This window comes from Mucilaginibacter sp. R-33 (genome assembly GCF_049949235.1).
Taxonomy (GTDB): Bacteria; Bacteroidota; Bacteroidia; order Sphingobacteriales; family Sphingobacteriaceae; genus Mucilaginibacter.
Map to the genome: position 1 here is coordinate 422,677 of NZ_CP188089.1, position 22,192 is coordinate 444,868.

Annotated in this window: 19 protein-coding genes; 10 read left to right on the forward strand and 9 right to left on the reverse strand. The window is 41.2% G+C overall.

The genetic code is table 11. From position 1 onward, the window contains the following. The first annotated feature begins 28 nt into the window (after positions 1-28). The gene (locus tag ACP26M_RS02035; protein WP_426585692.1) at positions 29-2,863 is read left to right on the forward strand and encodes a TonB-dependent receptor domain-containing protein; all 2,835 of its coding nucleotides are present in this window, start codon (positions 29-31) and stop codon (positions 2,861-2,863) included. Between the two features lie 56 nt (positions 2,864-2,919). After that, on the forward strand, positions 2,920-4,290 hold the full coding sequence (locus ACP26M_RS02040; RefSeq protein ID WP_426585694.1) for a hypothetical protein: 1,371 nt from the start codon (positions 2,920-2,922) through the stop codon (positions 4,288-4,290). A 135-nt stretch (positions 4,291-4,425) separates the two neighbouring features. Here ACP26M_RS02040 and ACP26M_RS02045 read toward each other — a convergent pair whose 3' ends face one another. Both ACP26M_RS02045 and ACP26M_RS02050 read right to left on the reverse strand, forming a co-directional pair. Then, complete coding sequence (locus ACP26M_RS02045; protein WP_426585696.1) at positions 4,426-5,097, reverse strand: NAD(P)-dependent oxidoreductase; 672 nt, start codon at positions 5,095-5,097, stop codon at positions 4,426-4,428. Between the two features lie 11 nt (positions 5,098-5,108). Further along, positions 5,109-5,585: a hypothetical protein gene (locus ACP26M_RS02050; RefSeq protein WP_426585698.1), complete on the reverse strand. Its 477-nt coding sequence runs from the start codon at positions 5,583-5,585 to the stop codon at positions 5,109-5,111. 129 nt (positions 5,586-5,714) lie between these two features. Between ACP26M_RS02050 and ACP26M_RS02055 the strand changes: the two genes are divergently transcribed. Both ACP26M_RS02055 and ACP26M_RS02060 read left to right on the forward strand, forming a co-directional pair. Further along, positions 5,715-6,341, forward strand: coding sequence for a MarR family winged helix-turn-helix transcriptional regulator (locus ACP26M_RS02055; protein WP_426585700.1), 627 nt, complete (start codon positions 5,715-5,717; stop codon positions 6,339-6,341). A gap of 133 nt (positions 6,342-6,474) precedes the next feature. After that, positions 6,475-7,272, forward strand: coding sequence for a hypothetical protein (locus ACP26M_RS02060; RefSeq protein ID WP_426585702.1), 798 nt, complete (start codon positions 6,475-6,477; stop codon positions 7,270-7,272). Positions 7,273-7,628: 356 nt separating this feature from the next. On the opposite strand, the gene ACP26M_RS02065 is transcribed toward ACP26M_RS02060, so the two are convergent. Continuing rightward, positions 7,629-7,856 carry a hypothetical protein gene (locus ACP26M_RS02065; RefSeq protein ID WP_426585704.1) on the reverse strand — a complete coding sequence of 76 codons (228 nt, stop codon included), beginning with the start codon at positions 7,854-7,856 and terminating at the stop codon, positions 7,629-7,631. A 292-nt stretch (positions 7,857-8,148) separates the two neighbouring features. Here ACP26M_RS02065 and ACP26M_RS02070 point away from each other — a divergent pair, with 292 nt between their 5' ends. Then, entirely contained in the window at positions 8,149-10,296 is a 2,148-nt protein-coding gene (locus ACP26M_RS02070; RefSeq protein ID WP_426585706.1) for an alpha-L-fucosidase, read from the forward strand. Between the two features lie 62 nt (positions 10,297-10,358). Here ACP26M_RS02070 and ACP26M_RS02075 read toward each other — a convergent pair whose 3' ends face one another. Continuing rightward, the gene (locus tag ACP26M_RS02075; protein ID WP_426585708.1) at positions 10,359-11,309 is read right to left on the reverse strand and encodes a Smr/MutS family protein; all 951 of its coding nucleotides are present in this window, start codon (positions 11,307-11,309) and stop codon (positions 10,359-10,361) included. 155 nt (positions 11,310-11,464) lie between these two features. On the opposite strand from ACP26M_RS02075, the gene ACP26M_RS02080 reads away from it, so the two are divergent. Together ACP26M_RS02080 and ACP26M_RS02085 are read left to right on the forward strand one after the other, a co-directional pair. Next, entirely contained in the window at positions 11,465-11,971 is a 507-nt protein-coding gene (locus ACP26M_RS02080; protein ID WP_426585710.1) for a DUF892 family protein, read from the forward strand. A gap of 276 nt (positions 11,972-12,247) precedes the next feature. Beyond that, complete coding sequence (locus ACP26M_RS02085; protein ID WP_426585712.1) at positions 12,248-14,113, forward strand: M1 family metallopeptidase; 1,866 nt, start codon at positions 12,248-12,250, stop codon at positions 14,111-14,113. A 73-nt stretch (positions 14,114-14,186) separates the two neighbouring features. Here ACP26M_RS02085 and ACP26M_RS02090 read toward each other — a convergent pair whose 3' ends face one another. Together ACP26M_RS02090 and ACP26M_RS02095 are read right to left on the reverse strand one after the other, a co-directional pair. Next, positions 14,187-14,573 carry a YtxH domain-containing protein gene (locus ACP26M_RS02090; protein WP_090533337.1) on the reverse strand — a complete coding sequence of 129 codons (387 nt, stop codon included), beginning with the start codon at positions 14,571-14,573 and terminating at the stop codon, positions 14,187-14,189. 188 nt (positions 14,574-14,761) lie between these two features. Beyond that, the gene (locus ACP26M_RS02095; RefSeq protein WP_090533335.1) at positions 14,762-14,956 is read right to left on the reverse strand and encodes a cold-shock protein; all 195 of its coding nucleotides are present in this window, start codon (positions 14,954-14,956) and stop codon (positions 14,762-14,764) included. A gap of 519 nt (positions 14,957-15,475) precedes the next feature. Here ACP26M_RS02095 and ACP26M_RS02100 point away from each other — a divergent pair. Next, positions 15,476-16,129 carry an HAD family hydrolase gene (locus tag ACP26M_RS02100; protein ID WP_426585715.1) on the forward strand — a complete coding sequence of 218 codons (654 nt, stop codon included), beginning with the start codon at positions 15,476-15,478 and terminating at the stop codon, positions 16,127-16,129. 84 nt (positions 16,130-16,213) lie between these two features. Beyond that, positions 16,214-16,978 carry a hypothetical protein gene (locus ACP26M_RS02105; protein WP_426585717.1) on the forward strand — a complete coding sequence of 255 codons (765 nt, stop codon included), beginning with the start codon at positions 16,214-16,216 and terminating at the stop codon, positions 16,976-16,978. Here ACP26M_RS02105 and lysA read toward each other — a convergent pair whose 3' ends face one another. The 3 genes from lysA to ACP26M_RS02120 form a co-directional block, all read right to left on the reverse strand. Further along, complete coding sequence (gene lysA, locus ACP26M_RS02110) at positions 16,979-18,148, reverse strand: diaminopimelate decarboxylase (protein WP_426585719.1); 1,170 nt, start codon at positions 18,146-18,148, stop codon at positions 16,979-16,981. Positions 18,149-18,273: 125 nt separating this feature from the next. Beyond that, on the reverse strand, positions 18,274-19,584 hold the full coding sequence (locus tag ACP26M_RS02115; protein ID WP_426585721.1) for an aspartate kinase: 1,311 nt from the start codon (positions 19,582-19,584) through the stop codon (positions 18,274-18,276). Positions 19,585-19,824: 240 nt separating this feature from the next. Continuing rightward, entirely contained in the window at positions 19,825-20,958 is a 1,134-nt protein-coding gene (locus ACP26M_RS02120) for a glycosyltransferase (protein WP_426585723.1), read from the reverse strand. An 85-nt stretch (positions 20,959-21,043) separates the two neighbouring features. On the opposite strand from ACP26M_RS02120, the gene ACP26M_RS02125 reads away from it, so the two are divergent. Next, positions 21,044-22,027, forward strand: a complete 984-nt coding sequence (locus ACP26M_RS02125; RefSeq protein WP_426585725.1) for a sugar phosphate isomerase/epimerase family protein — start codon at positions 21,044-21,046, stop codon at positions 22,025-22,027. Positions 22,028-22,192 lie beyond the last annotated feature (165 nt).

Sequence of the window (22,192 nt, forward strand, 5' to 3'; positions counted from 1 at the left end):
CCGATAATTTTGAGCGTCATTTAAGATTATGCAAAAGTTTACTCGGCTCTTTTCTTTCATTCTTTTAAGTTTTTTAATAAGCTCCAATTCATTTGCACAGTCATTGGGTAAAATTGCCGGTAAGGTAATCGACCAAAAGACTGGTGAAACACTCATAGGCGCGACAGTTGGCTTACTGAGCGGCAGCAAGGGCGCTGCCACCAATGTGGAAGGCCGGTATATATTGAGTGGACTTCAGCCGGGCAAATACAGTATCGTTGTTAAATACATCGGTTACCAGAGCAAATCGGTTTCTGATGTGGAAGTTCAGGCAGGTGCAGTAACCTCGCTGGATGTAGCTTTGACCCAATCTTCAACGCAGGCTCTTAATGAAGTTGTTGTGAAAGCTACTTACCGCCAGGCTTCAGTAAACGCCCTTTACGCAAGGCAGAAGAATAGTATACAATTAAGTGATGGTATATCTGCCGATATGATCCGTAAATCGCCTGACCGGAATACCGGTGACGTTTTGAAGCGGGTCAGCGGAACAAGCGTGCAGGAGGGTAAATTCGTTGTTATCCGTGGTTTATCCGAAAGGTATAATAACAATATGATGAACGGGACAACGCTGCCAAGTTCCGAACCGGATAAAAAAGCTTTTGCTTTTGACATCATTCCTTCAAGTCTTGTCGATAATATTATCGTGTACAAAACGGCGACGCCCGATCTGCCCGGTGATTTTGCGGGTGGTACGATCAATACTATTACCAAAGATATTCCCGACAGCAGGTTCCTGGAAGTGGCGTTAAGCGTTGGCTATAATTCCAAAACTACCCTTAAGAATAACTTTATCGATGCGAGGCCTAACGGGAAATATGATTTCCTTGGATTCGATGACGGTTCAAGAAAGCTGCCTGCAGCCTATTCCAATGTGAAAAAGGACTATACATCCGGGACAACAAGTGCCGAAAAAATCGCTATAGCGCAGCAATTTCCCAATACCTTTTATTACAAAGAAGGGCAAATGAGCCTTCCCAATATTGGTTTCCAATTTTCCACGGGCAACTCTAAGACCAATACAAATGGCAATCGCCTGGGTTATAATTTCAGTCTGAACTACAGCAATGGGCACCGTGCGTCATTTGGTGACAGAATTGGCTATACCGGGTTCAATGATGCGTCGAAAGAACTTCCTCTGTACAGCTTTGACCGTAATACTTACACCAATTATAAAAGCCTTGGCGGTTTGCTGAATTTCGCTTATACCTTCGGCAAAAACAAAATTGCCTGGAGAAACCTTTACAATAACGATTTTTCTGTTGACTTCGAGCAAACCAACAATGCCCTGAATTTTGAGGCAGGTCAAACAGACCCGCTGCGTTACAAAGGCTACTCTGTGGAGACAACTCAAAACGGCATTTATACTTCCGCATTGGAAGGCCAGCACACGCTGGGCAAAAAAAATATTATTTTTGACTGGAATGCTTCCTACGGTTTATCATACCGGAACCAGCCCGACCAAAGGATCGTAACCATCTATACACCTTTGAACCAGCCGGAATATATCTCATTATCCAGCGAAAATAGCCCCAAACCTAATGATCTGGGCCGTGTGTATTCTAAATTAAATGAAAATATTTACGGCGCGAAAGCAAACCTGGCAGTTCCGTTCAAGTGGCTTAATGAGTCGCAGAAATTGAAATTCGGTGGTCTTATTTCTCATCGTGACCGTGATTTCAGTATTGACGCGCTGGGATACACTGACGCCATCGGCTTCGGAAACAAGGCAATCCCGCTGACTGGTGGCTATACGATCTTCAATGTTTTCAGTCCTCAAAGTATCGCTCAAAACGGGATCGATCTGTCGCGCCTGGACCTTAGCTCCACCGATTACAAAGGAAAAGCCAATCAGGACGCCGGTTATGTGATGCTGGACAATAAGCTGAACAAAAAAATCCGTTTGGTTTGGGGGGCACGGGTTGAACGGTATGCGCAGTCGCTCAAACCGCTGGGCCAAACCGAACAGAAATATAATAATACAGATGTCCTGCCTTCAGGTAACCTGACCTATAGTTTATCGGAGAAGGTCAATTTACGCGCGGCGTACTTCAGGTCGGTAAACCGTCCGGAGTTCAGAGAGCTTGCCAGTTTTCGCTATTTTGACTACCAGACTAACTTTATTGTCAGCGGTAATCCGGACCTGCAGCGAAGTATAATTGATAACGCAGACCTTCGCTTTGAATATTATCCGTCAGGAGGGGAGATCATCTCGGTTTCGGCTTTTTACAAGAAATTTAAGAATCCGATCGAGCAGATCAATCAGGGTAACGATATTTTGACTTATCAGAATGCGCTCAATGCCAAGGATTTTGGTTTTGAGGCCGAGATGAGGAAGAAACTGAATTTCATTGCTGAGGGAAGTTTCTTGAATGATGTAACATTTTATGTGAATGCTTCCTACATCAATGCCAAGGTAAAGCTGGCTGATGGCCGTAACGCGTCTACCCCCCTCCAGGGACAGTCACCCTACCTGATCAACTCTGGCCTGTATTATACACCCGAAGGCAGTGATTTTTCATTCAACGTGCTTTATAATAGGATAGGGGAGCGTTTACGTTTCAGAGCTGTTACTGGTGGCGTGGATATCTATGAGAAACTGCGGAATGTGATTGATATGCAGCTAAGCAAGGCGTTATTTAAAAAGCATGCCGAGCTTAAACTGACCGTATCTGATCTGCTTGCGCAGCCCTTCGCATTGTATAATAATTACGGAAGCTCGGGGAGCACCGCATATAATGCTAAAGAGGATAAAATCATCCAGAGCCGTTATTCGGGTTTTGGAACAACCCTTTCGTTCAAATATAATTTCAGTTTTAAAAAATAATCACGCTATACAGTAAAAGGCCTTCAATTTATTATCAATTATTATTAACAATTATTATGAAAAAAACGTTGTATTTACTTGGCTCATTAGCCATGATAGGATTAGCATCCTGCTCAAAAAACGATGATCCGGGTAAAAATCCGCCGGTTAATCCTCCTGCTGTTACCAAGATGGATGTAAGGGGAAAGATTACTAAAGACACACATTGGACCGCCGATATCACTTACAGGCTTCGCGGTTATGTTTACGTGGATAATAATGCAACTTTAACCATCGATCCGGGAACCAAAATTGTGAGCAATAAAGACTCAGCCGGTGTCCTTATCATTTATAAAGGAAGCAAGATCAATGCCGCCGGAACTGCTGATAAGCCAATTGTTTTCACCTCGGCGGAGGCTGATCCGAAACCAGGTAATTTCGGTGGCCTTGTGATCGTTGGATCGGCTACGGGTAATGGCAACCACGCTGTTTTGGAAGGTGGCGTAGATACCGAGCACCAGCCATTCGGCGGCACAAACGACGCTGATAATTCAGGGGTTTTACAATATGTACGTATTGAATATGCCGGTAAAGCGGTTAATCCAGGTGATGAAGTAAACGGCTTAAGTATGTACACTGTTGGCAGCGGTACCAAAGTAGATCACATTGAAGTGCTTCGCGGCCTTGACGATGCTTACGAGTTTTTCGGCGGTTCATTTAATGCTAAATACCTGGTTGCCTATAACAATGCCGATGATGACTTTGATTTTGATGATGGATACCATGGTAAGATCCAATACGCGATCTCTGTTAAAGATCCGGCATTTACTGATAATAAAGGTACCAGCGGTGATATCTCCAACAATTTTGAAGTGGATAACACAACAGATGCTAAAGGTTATTTATTAACTCCTAACACATTCCCTTTGTTGTCAAACTTTACGGCTATAGGGCCTAATAACGCCACAGGAGTATCTGCGGATTACGGCTATGGTATGCGTTGGAGAAGAGGTGCAAAATTTATTTTGGCTAATGCCATCGTAATGGGAGGGCAAAAAGCGGGCTTAGACCTGGATAATGATCCAACCGCTCAGTATTATATTGCCGGAACAAGCGGTTTAAAAAACAGCTTGCTGCAGGCGGTAACTTCACCCTATAAAGTTGACAAATTGGCTACAGCTGGTTTACTGGACGCAGCAGGTTTAAAAACTTTAGTTGAAGGCCGTGATGGCACAAAATCATTCACTGCTGCAGCAGATATTATGTTGACCGATCCGTTTAACAATGCTGCTCCAAACTTATTGCCTAAAGCAGGTTCACCGGCAATTGTTGCGGGCAAGTTTGATGGCTCCTTATCCGATTCGTTCTTTGATAAAACCAACTATATAGGTGCGATCGATCCAGCTAATGACTGGTCGAAGGCTTCCTGGATAGTTTACGGAAAATAATCCGCAGCCAGCTAAAGAAAAGACCTTTTCAGCGATGGAAAGGTCTTTTTTTATTATATGAGATAGTCAGCTTTGATTGGATCGCTAAGTTAACAGTAGTTAAAAATGTCCCGCTTCATTGGCGGAATTTTAGTGTTAATATCCAATTTCAACTGTTGCCTGGTAAATATCCCGGTTAGCAATGTTATTGATGATAAAGTGCGCAATATCAGCCCTTGATATTTTCAGGCAGTTTTTAAGAAATGCATTAATAGCTATGCGATATGTGCCGGTAACAGCCTGATTTGTAAGCTGCGGTGGTCTAATGATAGTCCAGCTAATGTTACTGCTTTTTATCACTGCCTCCATTTTGAGCAAATCGGTATACATATGTTTCAGCAGTTTTTGAACTACATATTTTTCAATAAGCCTGATATAAAATGGGAGTACGGGACTTATTTCAATTGCACTGGCCGAGATCAGGAACATGCGTTTTATGCCTTTTTGTTCCATCGCTTTTAAAACATTGGCATTGCCTTGCGAATATAAAGCTGTGGGTTTATCTGATCCGAAACCGCCGGCTACGCCTATTGCCGAAATCACAGCATCCTGGTTTTCAAAATGATTTTCAAATGCGCCGGGTTGCATAACATCGCCGCTTACTTTTTTTAGATTGGGGTGCTCGATTGCTAATTTGGCCGGGTTTCGTAATATTGCGGTAACCAGGTGCCCGGCCTGAAGGGCCTGTTCAACGCACTGCCTGCCAATGCCGCCGTTTGCGCCTACAATTACCAACTTATAAATAGGCATGTTTTGTTGCATTTCCATTCTTTTGGTGATTAACTAAATTTGAAAACGCTTAAAAAAACTATACTGAAAAACAATATCAGTTGTACTGTAAAAAAGATATTAAGGTTCACCTTAATTTGGTCAACCCGTTCTGCTAAGTAAGCTTTGTCGTTAGTCATAATCATTCGTAACTTTTCGCCTTGCCTCCTGCCAAAAAATATCCCGTTCAGCATTAGAACCAAAACAATTCCTATTTTTATTCTAAACCATAACTGTTCGCCAAATACGCCATGGGTTAAGGCCATCATGCCAATGCCTGTTATAACCAGCAGGGCGGCACCTATTCCAATCAATGTAGATGATTTAGATGTACCCGCCAGCATGCCTTTTGATTTTTCTTTATCATCATTAAAATGCTTCCAAAAGGTTTTAAATACTGTAAAATCAACAATGGTGGTGCCCGCCATTATCGTTAGTCCTGTTAGGTGTAATACTAATAATGCCGGTAAAAAGAGTGAGGTATTCATTTGTTGTGATTGATTAAATTTATAAAATATACCATATGGTAGTAAATTAATACAATATTATACCAAAAGAAAGTAAATAGCAAATATTGGAGGCGTTTTGTTAGATTTGATACCAAAAGGGAATAACAGGTGAATAAAACAGTTGAATTGGTTAAGCTTTGGGGCGATTATGAAGAGCAAAATCCCGGTTGTAATTTGAATGATTTCTTCCGGCATCAGCTGATGGCTAAGGCAGCAGATGAGAAGAAAGCTAAACCCGACTGGCAATTAAGGCCGGGAATTAACGGCAAGCTCATGATTTTGATAAGACGGATAGGGAAGTACCATATGGTATATTCAAACAAAGCGCTTGAAGGCACAGGGCTTGATCAGATAGAGGAGTTCGGTATATTGGTTACTATTTTTAACCAGGTTAATCCAATAAAATCTGAGGCTATTTATAATAATATAATCGAACTATCAAGCGGTACCAACATGCTTAACAGGCTAAAAAAACGCGAACTGATAACCGAGTATGAAGATATTGATGATAAACGTATTAAGCGTTTAAAGTTAACAGCCCTTGGAGAGGAAACTCTTGGAAAAGCCAAAGTACGTGTACTTGAAGTTGCGAGAATGATGACCAGCGCATTGAGCGAGGAAGATAAACAGCTTTGTTTTCAATTGCTTAACCCCGTTAGCGAAAAGTTTGACGGAACCTTCCAAAAATTTAAAAGCAAAGGTTTTGATGAAATTTTTGAAGCTATGATGAAGTAGTTTATTGGCTTTTTTAGCGGAAAGAAAGTTTTGTGACCGTAATTCAGCAATTGTTAATATTTGTTAAAAGTGTAAAGGTTAATAATTTATGCGTATATTTAGTTAACCCGCTCACCTGTTAACTGAACCCGTCATGAAAACATTGAAACTTACCTCAACAGTAATATTGATGCTCTTGTCAATAAATCTGTTTGCCCAGCGTGTTAAAGGTATCGTTATTGATAAAACTACCTATTTGCCGGTGGCAAATGCTTTTATCAATACACCCGCATCAAAAAGTATAAGTAATGTCGAAGGGAAGTTTGTGCTGGCCAATGTAAAGCCCGGTGATACTTTAAGGGTCACCAGCATAGGTTACAAGCCTTTTAAGCTTATAGTCAGTTTTTTAAAATTTGATACCTTAAGATGTTACATTGAGCCTGCGGCAACTGTTTTAAGTGAGGTAAAAATCAGGGCCAGGCGTAATGCCCGAGCCGATTCATTACGTAACAGGAGGGAGTTTGCCTCTGTTTTTGCCTATCGTAGCTCAACTATAAAAGATGCGTTTATAGCACGTCCGGCTGATCTTGATTTTGGTAAACCCAGCAATCACATAAATGCGGATAAAAGTACAGCAACTATCTTGAGCATCAACTTGCTGTCGGTGATCGACATGTTGAATAAAAACAGAGCTCCGCAATCAAAGCTGCAAAAGATTTTGTTGAAAGATGAAGAAGATGAGTATGTGGACAGGTTTTTTTCGCCGGAAAAGGTGAGCTCAATAACTAATCTTAAAGGCGATTCGCTGCAAAACTTTATGAACCAATATCACCCCGAAATTAAAAAAGTGAAAAAGATGAGCGATTATGATATGATCAGTTATATTAAAAAAAGCTATGCCGAGTATCTCAAATCGGGTAGCAGGCAAACAGCTCTGCTTTTTGCAAAGTGAAATGGCCTTGTATTGTTAAGCGATACCATGTTTTGAACAATAGAACGTGTATTGTTACTGAACGGTTTCGTTACCTTTCAATTACCAGGTATTTTTTGTTGCAGCTATAACAAAAATACCTTTTAACCGGCAGCCAAAATGTCAATAGCTTTAACAATGCAGGCCTGTGAATCCTTTGGCCGGTATTGGTTTGGCACTTTGGACAAAATGTATAGCTGTGCCTTTTTTTTGAAGGTTCATTTTCAGTATCTACAATATGCATAACATGAATACAATTAAACCCATTGTATCCTCATAAGCAGGTTTTTATTGATTAAATACCCAAAACTGAAACTATTACTTTTATGGAATAGTTTTTATGAGGCTTTGCTTTTATATTGTGTGCCTGTAAGCACCGGCGATTTTTGGTTAAACCTGTTCCATTCATCAATATTTACCATACCAGGAGCAGTTTCATAATGCTTTTTATTTGTTGGGCAGGTAACCACAAAACCTTTACGGGTTTGATTAATTACCGGGCGTGCACCACATTCTTTGCAAGGCTCACAATGGATATTGGGTTGAATTTGAATAGATTCGAACATTACGTTTTTTTAAAGGTTAAATGAACCCTTGCTGCTGAGCAAGAGACGTTTTTCATTATGAATTAGGGTTAGGGTTGTGTTGCTACAAAGATGCAAATAATATTTTTATTAAAAAAATGCAAATTGTGAAGTGGATTTCACAATTATATAACATGTTTATTAGCAAAAGTGTAAAGTTGAGTTGTTTGGTGTGCATAATTGTGCAACTGTTAGTTTACAACACGCAAGTTTAAGTTGTGAGGTTTTTGTTTATTAACAACTTTTTTACACTTTGAGGTATTGAAGTTCTCCCATGAAAAAAATCATAAGCACACTGTTATCGTTATTAGTTTGTATTCATTTTGCATTTGCACAACCGTCATCTTCTTCGATAAAGCAATGGCAGGATCAGAAGTTTTCCATGTTTATCCATTTCGGTGGTATTTATTCAGTTTTGGGTGGCGTTTGGGACGGGAAGCCGGTTACCCGCGGCTTAAGTGAGCAAATTCAGGCTCATGCTGGTATTTACAGTGATACTTACGCCAACCTGGCCAAAAACTTTAAGCCGGTAAACTGGAATGCCGATAGTATTGCCCTGCTGGCTAAAGCGGCTGGGATGCGCTCTGTTGTACTAACTTCAAAACATCACGACGGATTTTGCATGTTTAAAACTGCAACTACCGATTTTAATGTGGTTGATGCTACTCCATTTAACCGTGATGTGGTAAAGGAAATGGCCGAAGCCTGTAAAAGGCATGGTCTGAGGTTTGGTTTGTATTTTTCGCTGATAGACTGGCATTATCCGCAAGCGGCGCCCATATCAAGTCATAATTCTGATTATATAACACCCGAGCATCATGAATATAACAAGAAGCAGGTAACCGAGTTGCTATCAAACTATGGTACTATATCCGAACTTTGGTTTGATATGGGGTCGCAAAGCCCTGAACAAAGTAAAGAGCTTTATCAATTGGTGCACCGCCTGCAGCCTGATTGTATGGTAAGCAGCCGTTTGGGTAATGATCAGGGCGATTTTGCCGTAATGGGTGATAATCAGTATCCCGATTATTCCATTGGAGTGCCCTGGCAGTCGCCTGCTTCATTTTTTGACGAAACCTGGGGCTACCGGTCGTGGCAAAAACGCGGAAGCGAGGATGAAAAGTATAAAGAGAAATTGGAAAGCCTGATCCGTGTGATTAGCAGGGGAGGTAATTACCTGCTTAATATCGGACCCAAAGGCGATGGCTCAGTAGTTGGTTTTGAAAAGGATGTTTTATTGAAGATAGGCGTCTGGCTCCATAAAAATGCAGAAGCTGTTTATGGCACAACTGCCGATCCATTTTTTACCCCCTTTAACTGGGGTAATATAACTGCTAAACCCAATAAGCTTTATCTTTTCGTAACTTCGGTGCCTGCTGATGGCCTGATCACTTTACCCGGTCTGGAAGGCAGGATCGGTAATGTTTCTGTTTTGGGCGAACAACAATCTCTTAACTTTAAGCAGGCAACTGATGCCGCTGTGATAACCTTACCCGCAGGTTTTGACAGTGAAAAACAAATAAAAGTTATACAGGTCGACGTTGCCGAAGGTTACAAAGTGCAACCTGTTCATATCCTGAGCAGCAGTTATGGCCACATAAAACTGGATGAGCACAACGCTTATAATTATTATAGTTCATCGGGCATTGATTACAACAGCAATTATCAAAGTACGGTAAAGCAAGGCTGGACAATTAAGCCCAAACACAAAGGCAGGTATCAGCCTGCTATACAATATACTGACGAAGAAAAAGGCAGCATTGTTGACCTAAATGTTAATAATGTAACTACCACGCTCAAGCTCGACAGCGACAGGAAGATGAAGTATAAACCCGATACGGCTAAAATAAAATGGGGTCCATTATATATAACCGGCCCATACTCCGCAAGCTTAGGAGGTTTAAATGGCAGCGCGGATAAAATCGATATCTCAAAACCTTTTACCAAAGACACCAATAAACCATGGCGGTCTGTAAATGACTATAAAAACGGGCAGCTGATTGATTTGCCTGCAGGCATGGATAATGCTTACTACATTTTGCAAAACATTAACGCAGGCAAGGATTTAATTTACGCGCAGGTTAAGGTTATCAGCGGCGATGGTATAATTATTTTGCTAAATGGCAGGCAGCTGCTCATCAATAACAATCCGGGCAAGGCTGCCTCTGTAAGTCATGTCATCGGTTTGGATTTGATGCCCGGCAATAACCAGTTACTGATAAAAGTGTTCAACAACTTTAAAAAGAACATGCCTTTTGCGCTTACACATAGTATTCCACAAAATATCTATATTAAAGATCTTGAACCTTTAACGTTTGAAGCAAATAAACTTTACCCTGTGAGTTTAAAGTTACATAATCCGGCATCGCCGCATCAAACTTTAAAGTTGCCTAATCTTGAAATCTGGTTTGCGAAAAAGTAAGAAAGAAAGCCGCCTTACGAAGGTTTCAAAACTTCGTAAGGCTCACTTACTGCTGTAAATTGTTACTTCAACAATACCTTGGTAGCGCCGTAACCAAATTTTTCTTTACGGGCATCCATAAAGGTTTGTACTTTTTTATGCCTGCCCAATTGTTTGTGCAGCTCATTACGCAGTGTGCCATTGCCCGCGCCGTGTATGAAAGTGATATCGGGTAATTGATGAACAATTGCCGCATCCAATGCTTTGTAAAAATGGGCCAGTTGAATTTCCATAATCTCAGCGCTGCTTAAAAACTGATAATCGTCGCGCAGCTTTTCTATATGCAGGTCAACTTCGTTAACCGGCTTTTCGATCACTATTTTTTCGGTAGGGCTTTCAAAAAAGCTTTCCTTCAATTTTTGAGCATCAATAACCAGTTCAGGCTCGTCGAGCCTGATGAGCCAGCCAGCCTGGTTAAGCAATGGAATGTTCTTTTTAGTGGTCGAAAAATCCTTGGCCTTAAACTTTTCATGTACAGCCAACGGTGCCGGTGGTTCAACGTTTTGTTTAGTACTGAATAAAACGCTGAAAATAAACTTTGGCCAAACCTGCAGATCGGCCAGTTGGGCGGAGTAGATATTTTCGGTTGATTTTGGCGCGATGATCCCTGCAAATTCGCCTTTAAATACCTGTTGCTTATCAGTTGTTAAAGTAGCCAGCAACTGAAACGAAGTTTCATTGATTAAGTGAAAATGCACAACAGAACTTGCCCTGGCATCAGTAACCACACCTATATAAACGCCTTTTTTAACAAATTCACCTGGTATTACGAGCTTTTCATCCGTTGTATTGGTGCTTTTTGTCGTCCCTGCCGGTTGGTAACCATGAACGTAAGTTACTTTGCTGGCAAGTACCGGAATCTCAAAATCGTCATCGCCGGTAACACCTATCATCTGTTCGTCGATGATGCGCGTTACAAAACCTTCCATTTTTTCATCAACAAATCGAACAAAATCGCCTAATTTATATTTCATAGCATTATGTTATTGCAATGCAAAGTTAATTTATCCCGGCACATCTGTCCGGGTAATAAAACTTAGTTATTTTTAAGGTAAGTTTGATAAGCAATTGCGTGAAACAGCTTTTAAGAAATATATAAACCCTAACTATATACTTTTAACTTCATACCATGAGCAACAATACCCCTAAAACACTGGATAACGATTTGTTAAAACAGGTATTTGTCCACAATCTTAACCGTATTTATTTTGGTAAATGTTATCTTGATAAACATCTTGGGCACCTGAAAGGCCTCGCTTCTTTTACCGCATTGCAGCAAGCGATACAGGAGTTTTGGGACGATATCAAAAAACAGATAGAACGGATGAATAAGGTGTATAACCTGATTGATGAAATTCCGTCGGATAAGAACTGTAACCCTATAAAGTCCATTGTTAAGGATGAGTTTTGCCTGGACGAAGAGCAAACTATACCGGTATTGCTGGATATGGATATTATGTTGTATCTGCAGTTACTTGAGCATATTAATATCACTTCGTGCCATATGTTAATAATGGTGGCCAAACAGCTTAATTATACTGAAGCTCAACAATTACTTACCGAGTGTAAAGATGAATCAATTGACAACGACGAGCTGTTTACGCTTATTAGTAAAGAATATATAATTGCGGATTAAGCGTCTATAATAAGAAAGCCATCCGCATAGCGCAGATGGCTTAAATGTTAGTTATTTAATACCCCTATTAAAATAACTGGTAACAAAGTAAAATAAAATATATCCGATACCGCAAAATATTTATTTATAAATAATCTTTGTGACAGCTTTGTTACAAAATAAGCTCTGATATAGCGACTTATCAAGCGATTTTTTGTTTTAAATTTTCCGATTAATGTTTCCTGCATATCGTTATTTAGTCCAATTAATTTAAATTGGCAACGAAATTTAAGACGTATGACCAAACCCATTATTTTATCTGCATTAGCCTGCATTGCATTTATACAGGTTAAGGCCCAAACCTTGTATATGCCCCGCGATATACAAAAAGCATTTAAAAACGAAACGCGCTCGACTGATGGCCGCCCCGGCAAAAAGTACTGGCAAAATTATGGCCGTTATAATATCAGTATTACGGCTGTGCCTCAAAATCGTACTGTAAAAGGCACAGAACAGATCACTTATGTTAATAATAGTCCGGATACTTTAAAAAAGCTTAACATGAAGCTTATCCTGAACATTCATAAACCGGGTGCCGCGCGTTTTGGCGATGCAGGGGCTGACTATCTTACACCGGGCATTCAGTTTGATAGCTTTTCAATTAATGGCGAAGCAAAAAAAGTTGCATCAGGTTCAACAAATCAAATGGTAGGTTTAAGTAAGCCGTTGATGCCTCATGATTCGGTTAAGCTTGATATTGACTGGCATTTTGAAATTTCGAAAGAAAGCGGCCGCGAAGGCATGATCGATTCAACTACCTGTTACCTGGCTTATTTTTATCCGCGGGTATCAGTTTATGATGATTACAACGGCTGGGACAGGCTACCTTTTTTAGATGCTCAGGAATTTTACAACGACTTTAACGACTATACCCTGCACGTTACCGCGCCTAAAAACTACGTGGTTTGGGCTACCGGTACCTTGCAAAACCCTGATGAAGTACTTCAGCCTGAATATGCAAAACGATTGAAGGCTTCATTCACCAGTGATTCAACTATCAATATTGCATCGGCTGCTGAGCTTGCCGCTCATAAAGTAACTGCTCAAAAGGAGATGAACACCTGGACCTGGACCGCTAATGATATCAGCGATATGGCTGTAGGCATCAGTGATCATTATGTATGGGATGCAGCCAGCGTTGTGGTTGATGATGCAACAAACCGCCGCTCAAGTATGCAGGCAGCTTTTTTAGATAGCTCGGAAGATTTTCACCATGCTGTGCAAAACGGCCGTAATTCATTAAGCTGGTTATCCCACAACTGGCCGGGCGTACCCTATCCGTTCCCCAAGATGACGTCGTTCCAGGGCTTTGCAGATATGGAATACCCTATGATGGTTAACGATAGCCATACCAACGATGTGCGCTTTTCGCAATTTGTGCAGGATCATGAAATAGCGCATACTTATTTCCCTTTTTATATGGGTATTAACGAAAGCCGTTATGCATTTATGGACGAAGGCTGGGCAACCACTTTTGAACTGTTGATAGGAACATCAGAAGTTGGCAAAGAAAAAGCTGAAGCATTGTACAAAAATTTCCGTGTTGACAGATGGATCCATGATGCTTCAACCGCCGAAGATCAGCCGGTTATTACACCATCGAGCGAATTGAGGGGTGGGTACGGTAATAATTCATATGGTAAGCCTTCATTAAGTTATTTAGCCCTGAAAGATATGCTGGGCGATCAACTGTTCAAAAAAGCCTTGCATGGATATATGGACCGCTGGCATGGCAAACACCCAATACCATGGGATTATTTTAACTCTATGAGTAATATTACAGGTAAAAACCTCGATTGGTTTTTCAATAACTGGTTCTTTACTAATTACTATATTGATCTGTCGATAAAAGGTGTAACTAAAACAGCCGGTGGTTATACAGTAGCAATTAAAAACGTGGGCGGTTTTGTAATTCCGTTTGATGTAAAAGTTACTTATGCTGATGGTTCGGCCGAAAGCATTCATCAAACCCCTGTGGTTTGGGAAAAAAATCAAAAGCAAATTTCGGTAGATATCAAAACCGCCAAAACCATTAAATCAGCTACTTTAGATGGCGGTATATTTATGGATGCTGATGACAGCAACAATACATGGAATAAATAATAAAAAAAACGCTTATAAATAATAAAACCCTGCCAACTGGCAGGGTTTTATTATTTTATGATAGTACTAAATATTATGCGTTTTGTACAGAATTGTTCCAGTCGTTAGCAGTTGCTTTAGCTTTATCTTTTGCGCTTTCGGCGGCGTCGCTGGCTTTGCCTGCAATTTCATCTGCTTTTGATTGTACTGTGTCAACAGCTTTATCTTTAGCATCCCAAAGGTCGCTAACAGTTCCGCTAAACTTGGTTTTTGCTTTGTCAATTACATTGTTGCTGTAATCTTTGATTTCTCCGGCTGTTGTTTGCGCTTTCGTTTTGGCTGTATCAACCAAATCATTTATATAGTCTGCAATATCTCCTCTCAATTCAGTTCCTTTTTCAGGAGCTAACAATAAACCCAAAGCCGCGCCCGCCGCTGCACCTACCAATAGTGCTGCTATAATTTTTGCTTGATCTTTCATGTTCTTTCTTTGTTTTATATGTAGTCGATTTATGATATCATAGTTTAAACAACAACAATGCCAGTTTTATTTGAAAGTAACATTCAAATATTAAGTTGAAATACCCTGCAGGTTAATAAAAAAAATAAGTCAACAAAAAAGGCACTCAAAAAATTGAGTGCCTGGTAGGCTTAATGATTATATTATAATTATATAACTTTTACATTTACCGCGTTAAGACCTTTACGGCCGTTTTCAACTTCGTATTCAACGGTGTCGTTTTCACGAACTTCGTCAATAAGGCCTGTTGAATGAACAAAAATATCCGGACCACCATTACTTGGTACTATAAATCCGAAACCTTTTGTTTCATTAAAAAATTTTACTGTTCCTTGATTTTGCATTATTTTATTTATTAATGCTGCCAAGGTAGTCATAATTTACCATAATCAGCAACAGCCAAAGGGTAATTTAGGTGTAAATCAAATCTGTGGGATAGTATTTTGCTTGTTAAATAATTGATGGTCAGGCTACTATTGCCAAATGGCCTCCCCGGATGATGTCTTCCGAATCCTTTACTATTCCCCGTATCTTTTTATCCAGTTCGTTAACGGTATGTTCTATTACATTAAAGTAACCAAAATCAATATTTCCATTCGCATGAGTCTAATATGCCAAGCAGTGACGCTACCGGCCTCCGCAATTCGTGCGATTGTATGATAGCTATACGGTTAAGCGCCTCTTTTTGAATATTGATTTGCACTTCGCGCCTTTTGCGTGTAGTAGTTTACCAGGGCCGCTGTTAAAAACTAATCGCCTATGTGTTTAAAGAATATGTGGCATAATTAAACTTTTAGTTTTTTAAAGGTTTAAGTTTGCCGAAAAACTGGCTCGGTTTTATCTCATAAATTGAAAATTAATACATGAAGGCCTTTATATTCGACCTCAACGGCACTATGATCAATGACATGCCTTATCATACCAAAGCATGGCAATATCTTTTAAATACCGACCTTGGCGGTAGCTTTACCTGGGATGAAGTAAAACCACAGATGTACGGCAAAAATCAGGAAGTGCTGGTACGTATGTTTGGTCCTAACCGCTTTACTACCGAAGAAATGGACAGACTTTCGTACCTTAAGGAACAGCGCTACCAGGATGAGTTTTTACCCCACCTGGCATTATTGCCCGGTTTGCATGAGTTTTTGGAAAAAGCTTATGAAAACGATATCCCCATGGCTATAGGTTCGGCCGCAATTCCTTTTAATATTGATTTTGTATTGGATAACCTTAACATCAGACATTATTTTAAAGCGATAGTAAGTGCCGATGATGTGGTGTTAAGTAAGCCCCATCCTGAAACGTTTTTGAAGGCTGCTGAACTGCTGGGTGCATTGCCTACAGATTGCATTGTGTTTGAAGATGTGCCTAAAGGCGCCGAAGCTGCCGCTAATGCAGGTATGAATGCTGTTGTACTTACCACAACACATCAGCAGGGTGAGTTTGAAGCGTTACAAAATGTAATTCACTTTGCCGATGATTTTACAGATAGCTTTATTAACGGCCTGGTGCAATAATCAGTAGGTTTTGTTATTTTATTGTTTGTTTTAACGTATTATTGTTCAGGATCCTATTTATAAACCTGATCTGAACCTTTTACGATGAAACTTAAATTCAGCCTGCTTTTGCTCCTGGCCGGTATGATCATCAGCTCATGCAGTGATCATATTTATGCGCCGGCCATGCACCATAGCGATATTGCTTATTTGCCTAAACCGGTATCTGCCGATGCTGTTAAATCAGCAAACTATATTTCGGGGGCGTTAGTAGTTGATGAAAGCCCTAATTACTCAGACGAGTTGGTGAGCGGACAGCTTAATTTTAGCCGCGCACATGTGTTTGATCATTTCAACCTGGCTTACGGTGCTTTTGGTACATTAGGAGATTATCATAACAGCGAATTGAAGCCGCAAGATCCCAACTATTTTAAAAATAAATTCTTTGGAGCGGCGGGAGGGAGGTTATCGGGCAACTTTTTTGTGAGCAGCGCACACGTCGATTTTCGCTTTATTGGTTTTGAAGCCGCCTATAGTCATGAGTTTGGTGATTACCTTAACTTTAGGAAGGCTGTCACCAATAAACCGGGCTTTTACACTGATCCGCGTGCCGGCCTGTTTACATTAGGTGGTACAACTGAGATCATATTTCATACCAATAAAGTTGCCAACCAGTTTGGTTTCCGGCTTTTTTGGGGCGGTACATTCGGAAATGATAATGTATACCGAAATAAAAACAGCGATTACGACTACAAGGTTTATAATCCTGGTATTGTAGCCGCTGCTTATTTTATGCAGATTAAAAACTTTATAGCCATTGTTGAAGCCGGCAATTATGTACAGCTAAGGCTTGGCTATAGGTTCAGATAGCTATTCAGAATAAACGCTGCCAACCCTGTCGCGCAGGTTATAGCCTGACGCCATCACTTCGCCATAAGCGCCTGCAGTGCGTACAGCTATCAGGTCACCGCGGAATGATTCGGGCAGGCTCACATCCTTCTGAAAACAATCCGTGCTTTCGCATATCGGCCCCACAACATCATACTTTAAACGTTCGGACTTTCCGGCTTCCGGACTTTCCGACATCCGACTTAAATTCTCTATCTGGTGATAAGCCTGGTAAAGCATCGGGCGGATCAGCTCGGTCATGCCGGCATCAAGGATCAGGAAGTTCTTTTTCTGTCCGTTTTTAACATACAATACACGCGATATAAGCGAAGCACTTTGGGCTACCAGTGCACGGCCAAGCTCAAAATGTACTTCTTGTCCCGGCTTAACATTCAGGAAGTTTTTAAACACCTGGAAGTAGGCTTCAAAATCAGCTATGTTGTTATCCGGGCTGTAATAATCAACTCCAAGGCCACCACCTGTATTGAGTACTTTGATAGGGAAACCGCGGTCTTCAAACCAGTCCTGCATCTCATTGATACGGGTGCAAAGGTTTTTATAAACCTCCAGGTCGGTAATTTGTGAGCCGATATGGAAGTGGATTCCTAAAAATTGCAGGTTATCACATTTGCGCAAAGCAGCAGCAACATCAGGTAATTGCCAAGTGTTGATGCCGAACTTATTTTCATCGAGTCCGGTGGTGATGAAATGGTGAGTATGTGCATCAACATTCGGGTTAATGCGGATAGCTACACCAGCTTTTTTGTTTTTTGCTTTAGCAAGGCCATCAATAATAAAAAGCTCCTGGATGGATTCGACATTAAAGCAGAAGATATCTGCATCAAGGGCCAGGTTTATTTCACGGTCTGATTTGCCTACACCTGCAAATACAACTTTGCTTTTATCAAAGCCATGATCAATAGCTGCCTGAACTTCATTGCCGCTCACGCAATCGGCGCCAAAGCCATAGGTTTGTATGGTGTCAATAACTTTTGGGTTAAAGTTGGCCTTCATGGCGTAATGCACATGGAAGCCGTGCTTTGCAGAAGCATCGCGGCAGGCACTCAGGGTGTTTTTAAGCACCTCGAGATCGTAGTAATAAAACGGAGTTTCTAAGCCGTTGAATTTATCTATAGTTTTACTTGTGAACATGGTAATATTTCATCAAATCATGCTGAACTATTGCATATCAGGGATTGCTTCGTTCCTTGCGATGACGTTTTAAATTAAAAATTTCAAATAAGGTAATTCCGAAATCGAAAATCCGATATCCGGAATTAAAACAGCCTGTTGTGTAAACTCCTTAAAGCCTCAACCTTATCCTCTGTTTTTACCAGTAACGACAGGTTGTGATCGCTGCCGCCGTATGATATCATCCTTAACGGGATATGTTTAACTGCTTCCAGCACCCGGGCTGCATAACCATGTTTTTCGGCCCCAAAATCACCTACCACGCAAATGATGGTATGGTTCACGTCTATCTCAACCGAGCCGTATGCATTCAGCTCTTTAGTGATATCGCCCAAATAAGTAGTGTCATCGATAGTTACCGAAACCGCTACTTCCGATGTGGTGATCATATCGATAGATGTTTTATAGCGTTCAAACACTTCAAATACCTTACGCAGGAAGCCATGGGCCAAAAGCATTCTGCTCGATTGGATCTTGATAGCTGTAATGGCATCTTTAGCGGCGATGGATTTGATCTTATCCTTTTCGCTGGTGATGGTGATCAGGGTACCTTTTGCCTGCGGATCCATGGTATTCAATAAACGAACGGGGATCTTATATTTTTGGGCGGGGAAAACACTTTGCGGGTGCAGGATCTTAGCGCCAAAATAAGCTAGCTCTGCAGCTTCATCAAACGAGAGCTGGGCAATCGGCTGCGTACCTTTTACAATCCGCGGATCGTTATTGTGCATCCCGTCGATATCTGTCCAGATCTGTACTTCCTCGCTGCGAATACCGGCACCAATTAATGATGCGGTATAGTCGCTGCCGCCGCGGCGCAGGTTATCTATCTCTCCATAAGCATTGCGGCAAATATAACCCTGGGTAATAAACAGGTTCACTTCAGGATGCTTATCAAGCAACGGGAGGAGGTTTTCGGTAATATGATCAACAATCGGCTCATTATCTTCGTCTATCTTCATAAAATCCAGGGCAGGCAGCAATACTGATGGGATACCTATCTCCTTTAAATAAACATGATAGAGGGTAGTTGAAAGCAGTTCGCCCTGTGCAACAATGATCTTATCTTCAATATGTGTGAAAAGATCATTAGCCAGGTTGCCGAGCAACGAAAAATGGTAGTCGATAACCTCTTTGCCCTGGGCTAAAAACTCGGGCTTCGCAAACAATTCCTTAATAAAAATTTCGTACTTATCCTTTAGGATAGTAATAAGCTGCACCGCCTTCTTCTTATCACCGGCGAGGTATGCTTGTCCAATTTCTACGAGGCTGTTTGTTGTGCCTGACACAGCCGATAGCACCACTACCTGGCGCTCGGCCGGGTTAATGATATCAAGCAGTGCTTTCATCCGGGCGGGGCTACCTACTGATGTCCCACCAAATTTTAAAACTTTCATTTTTATGTTGCTGTTAACCGTATATGATCGGTGTTCCTGAACATCAGCTTGCTGATATTCAAGCACCAATATTTGAGGCGCTAAAAATAGTGTTTTAAAACGCTTTAATGTAATGTGATTGGAATTTAAATTTGACGGGCCATATCATCCTTGAGCTTTGAGATCCGTGGTACTCTGATTGGTAAATGATATCCTCCCGTTGTTATTCGGGGTAAGATGTCGCCACTGTTACAAAATATTTTATCCCCTACCTTTTAACATATCAAGCGAGTAAAAACTGTCCCGCCAGTAAATACCTCCCTGTACAACGGTTATTATTGATGCTTTTAAAAAATACCAGGCCAGGAAGAACCCTGAAAAGGGGATCATAAATGCATACCACCATTTATTGGGCGGCACCAGCTCCATATAAATTATATGCACTATGAGCATAACAGAAGCCATGGTCCTGATAACCGGGGTGCCGAAAATGAACATCAATGGCATAGGCAATGCCACCGTTAATAGCATATTCAGTACGTTAACAATGGCTTGCGTAATACTGTACTTAGCCATAGCAAATGAGTTTTTCTGCACGCCGCGCCCAAGCTCACCAAGATTTCTATACCATTCCAGGCAAACGTAACCCTTACCGGCTAAAACATCCTGCCGTAAACCTTCCTTTTTTATCAATTGACCAAGTTGAAGATCATCATCCGGGCGCAGTTTTATGCGTACATGCGTGCCAATTTTTTCATAAGCCGTACGCCTGACCAAATTGAAAGCCCCTATGCCCGACGATGCTTTTGATTTCGGGTTTTTGGCCTCCCATGGTTTCATGGCAATCATGAGCATAATACTTAATGTGGCAAATACACTGTTTAAAATTGACGACCGGGAGATCAACTCAGGTAACATGGTTAAATGATCAACCTCGTGTTTAACTGCATAACCGACAGCCTGGTTAATAGCATCAGGATGAAAAACGATATCAGCATCGGCAAAAAGCATCCATTCTTCAGTACTGCTAAGGTAACCCTGGTAAAGTGCGTTGTTTTTACCAAGCCATCCGTCGGGTAAAGTGTCTATCGTAGTCACCTGAAGTTTTGGATAGCGTAAGCTAAAATCTTTCAGGATGTCGGCGGTACGGTCGGTTGAGCGGTCGTTCACTACAATAAGGCGATGCTTAGGATAATTGATATGGCAAACGCTTTGCAAGGCTTTTTCAAGGTCTTCCTCCTCGTTTCGCACAGCTATAATGATGGCAAGGGGTGGGGGATTATCCATCACAGGCTGTCGGCTTACCTGTTTAATTTGTTTAAAGCCGATAAGCAGATAAAAGTTAAGCGCTAAGGTGGATACAAACAGTATCACGCTGTACCAGAATAATATCATGATAAATAGGTTTGGATAAAGGTGGGTAAAATCAGGAAACAATCACAACAAAAAGTGGCATATTGCATCACCAATTTTAACATCTATGGAAAACATCAGTCGCAAAAAATTTATTGCTTCGGCCGCGATAGCTGTTGCCGGCTTGCCTTTGGGTTTAAGTGCTTTGGCTAAGCCTTCATCTTTAGATTCCGGCGTTGCTGTTGGCAATCTCTCTCCGGGTGAAAAAATAAAAGTGAGTATATTTTCTAAACATATGCATTGGCTTAATTATGCCGATATGGCCGCTTTGGCTGCACAGCTTGGTTTTGACGGAATCGATCTTACCGTAAGGCCCGATGGCCATGTGCTGCCCGAACGTGTTGCCGACGACCTGCCTAAAGCGGTTGAATCTATTGAAAAAGCCGGGCTTAAGGTTTACACCGTAGTAACCAATATTAAAACTGCCGATGAAAAATACACCGAAGCGATCCTGAAAACGGCGTCGGCATTGGGCATTAAATATTACAGTACCGCCTGGTTTAATTATGATAAGGCTACCAGTGTACCGGCCAATATCAGGGTTATCAATAAACAACTGGCCGGCCTTGCCGGGCTCAATAAAAAGTATGGCATGCACGGCGGTTATCAAAACCACTCCGGCGACTTGTTTGGAGCATCGCAGTGGGATTTATGGCTGAGCCTTGAAGGACTTGATCCTAATTATATCGGTTGTCAGTACGATGTAAGGCATGCCACAACCGAAGGTGCCGATACCTGGCCTGTTACACTTGATCTGTTAAAGGCTTATTCCAAAACAATCAATGTAAAGGATTTTTACTGGGAGAAAAGGGGCGACAAATGGCAGGTGAAAAGTGTGCCATTAGGCGAGGGGATGGTTGATTTTAAGAAATACTTTGGCCTGCTGAAACAGTATAATATCAATGGCCCTATGAGCCTGCACTGCGAATATCCCTTAGGAGGTGCAGAGGATGGTAAACGTGAGCTGGCTATTAGTAAAGATGAGTTTTCGACCGCTTTAAAAAAAGATTTGACCAGATTGAGGGGGTGGCTGGCAGAGTATGATCTGTAAGTGCCGGTCAACGCCATTGCAGGTATAAATATCTGCGCTTGAACCTGCCAATTTTTTTACTCCCCTAAAACTTGTTTTATAACAAATTTGTTACTAAATTTAATAGCAGCATGCCCGTCGCTTGATCTCCCTGATCACCCCGGGTTGCTGATAACCAATTATTAA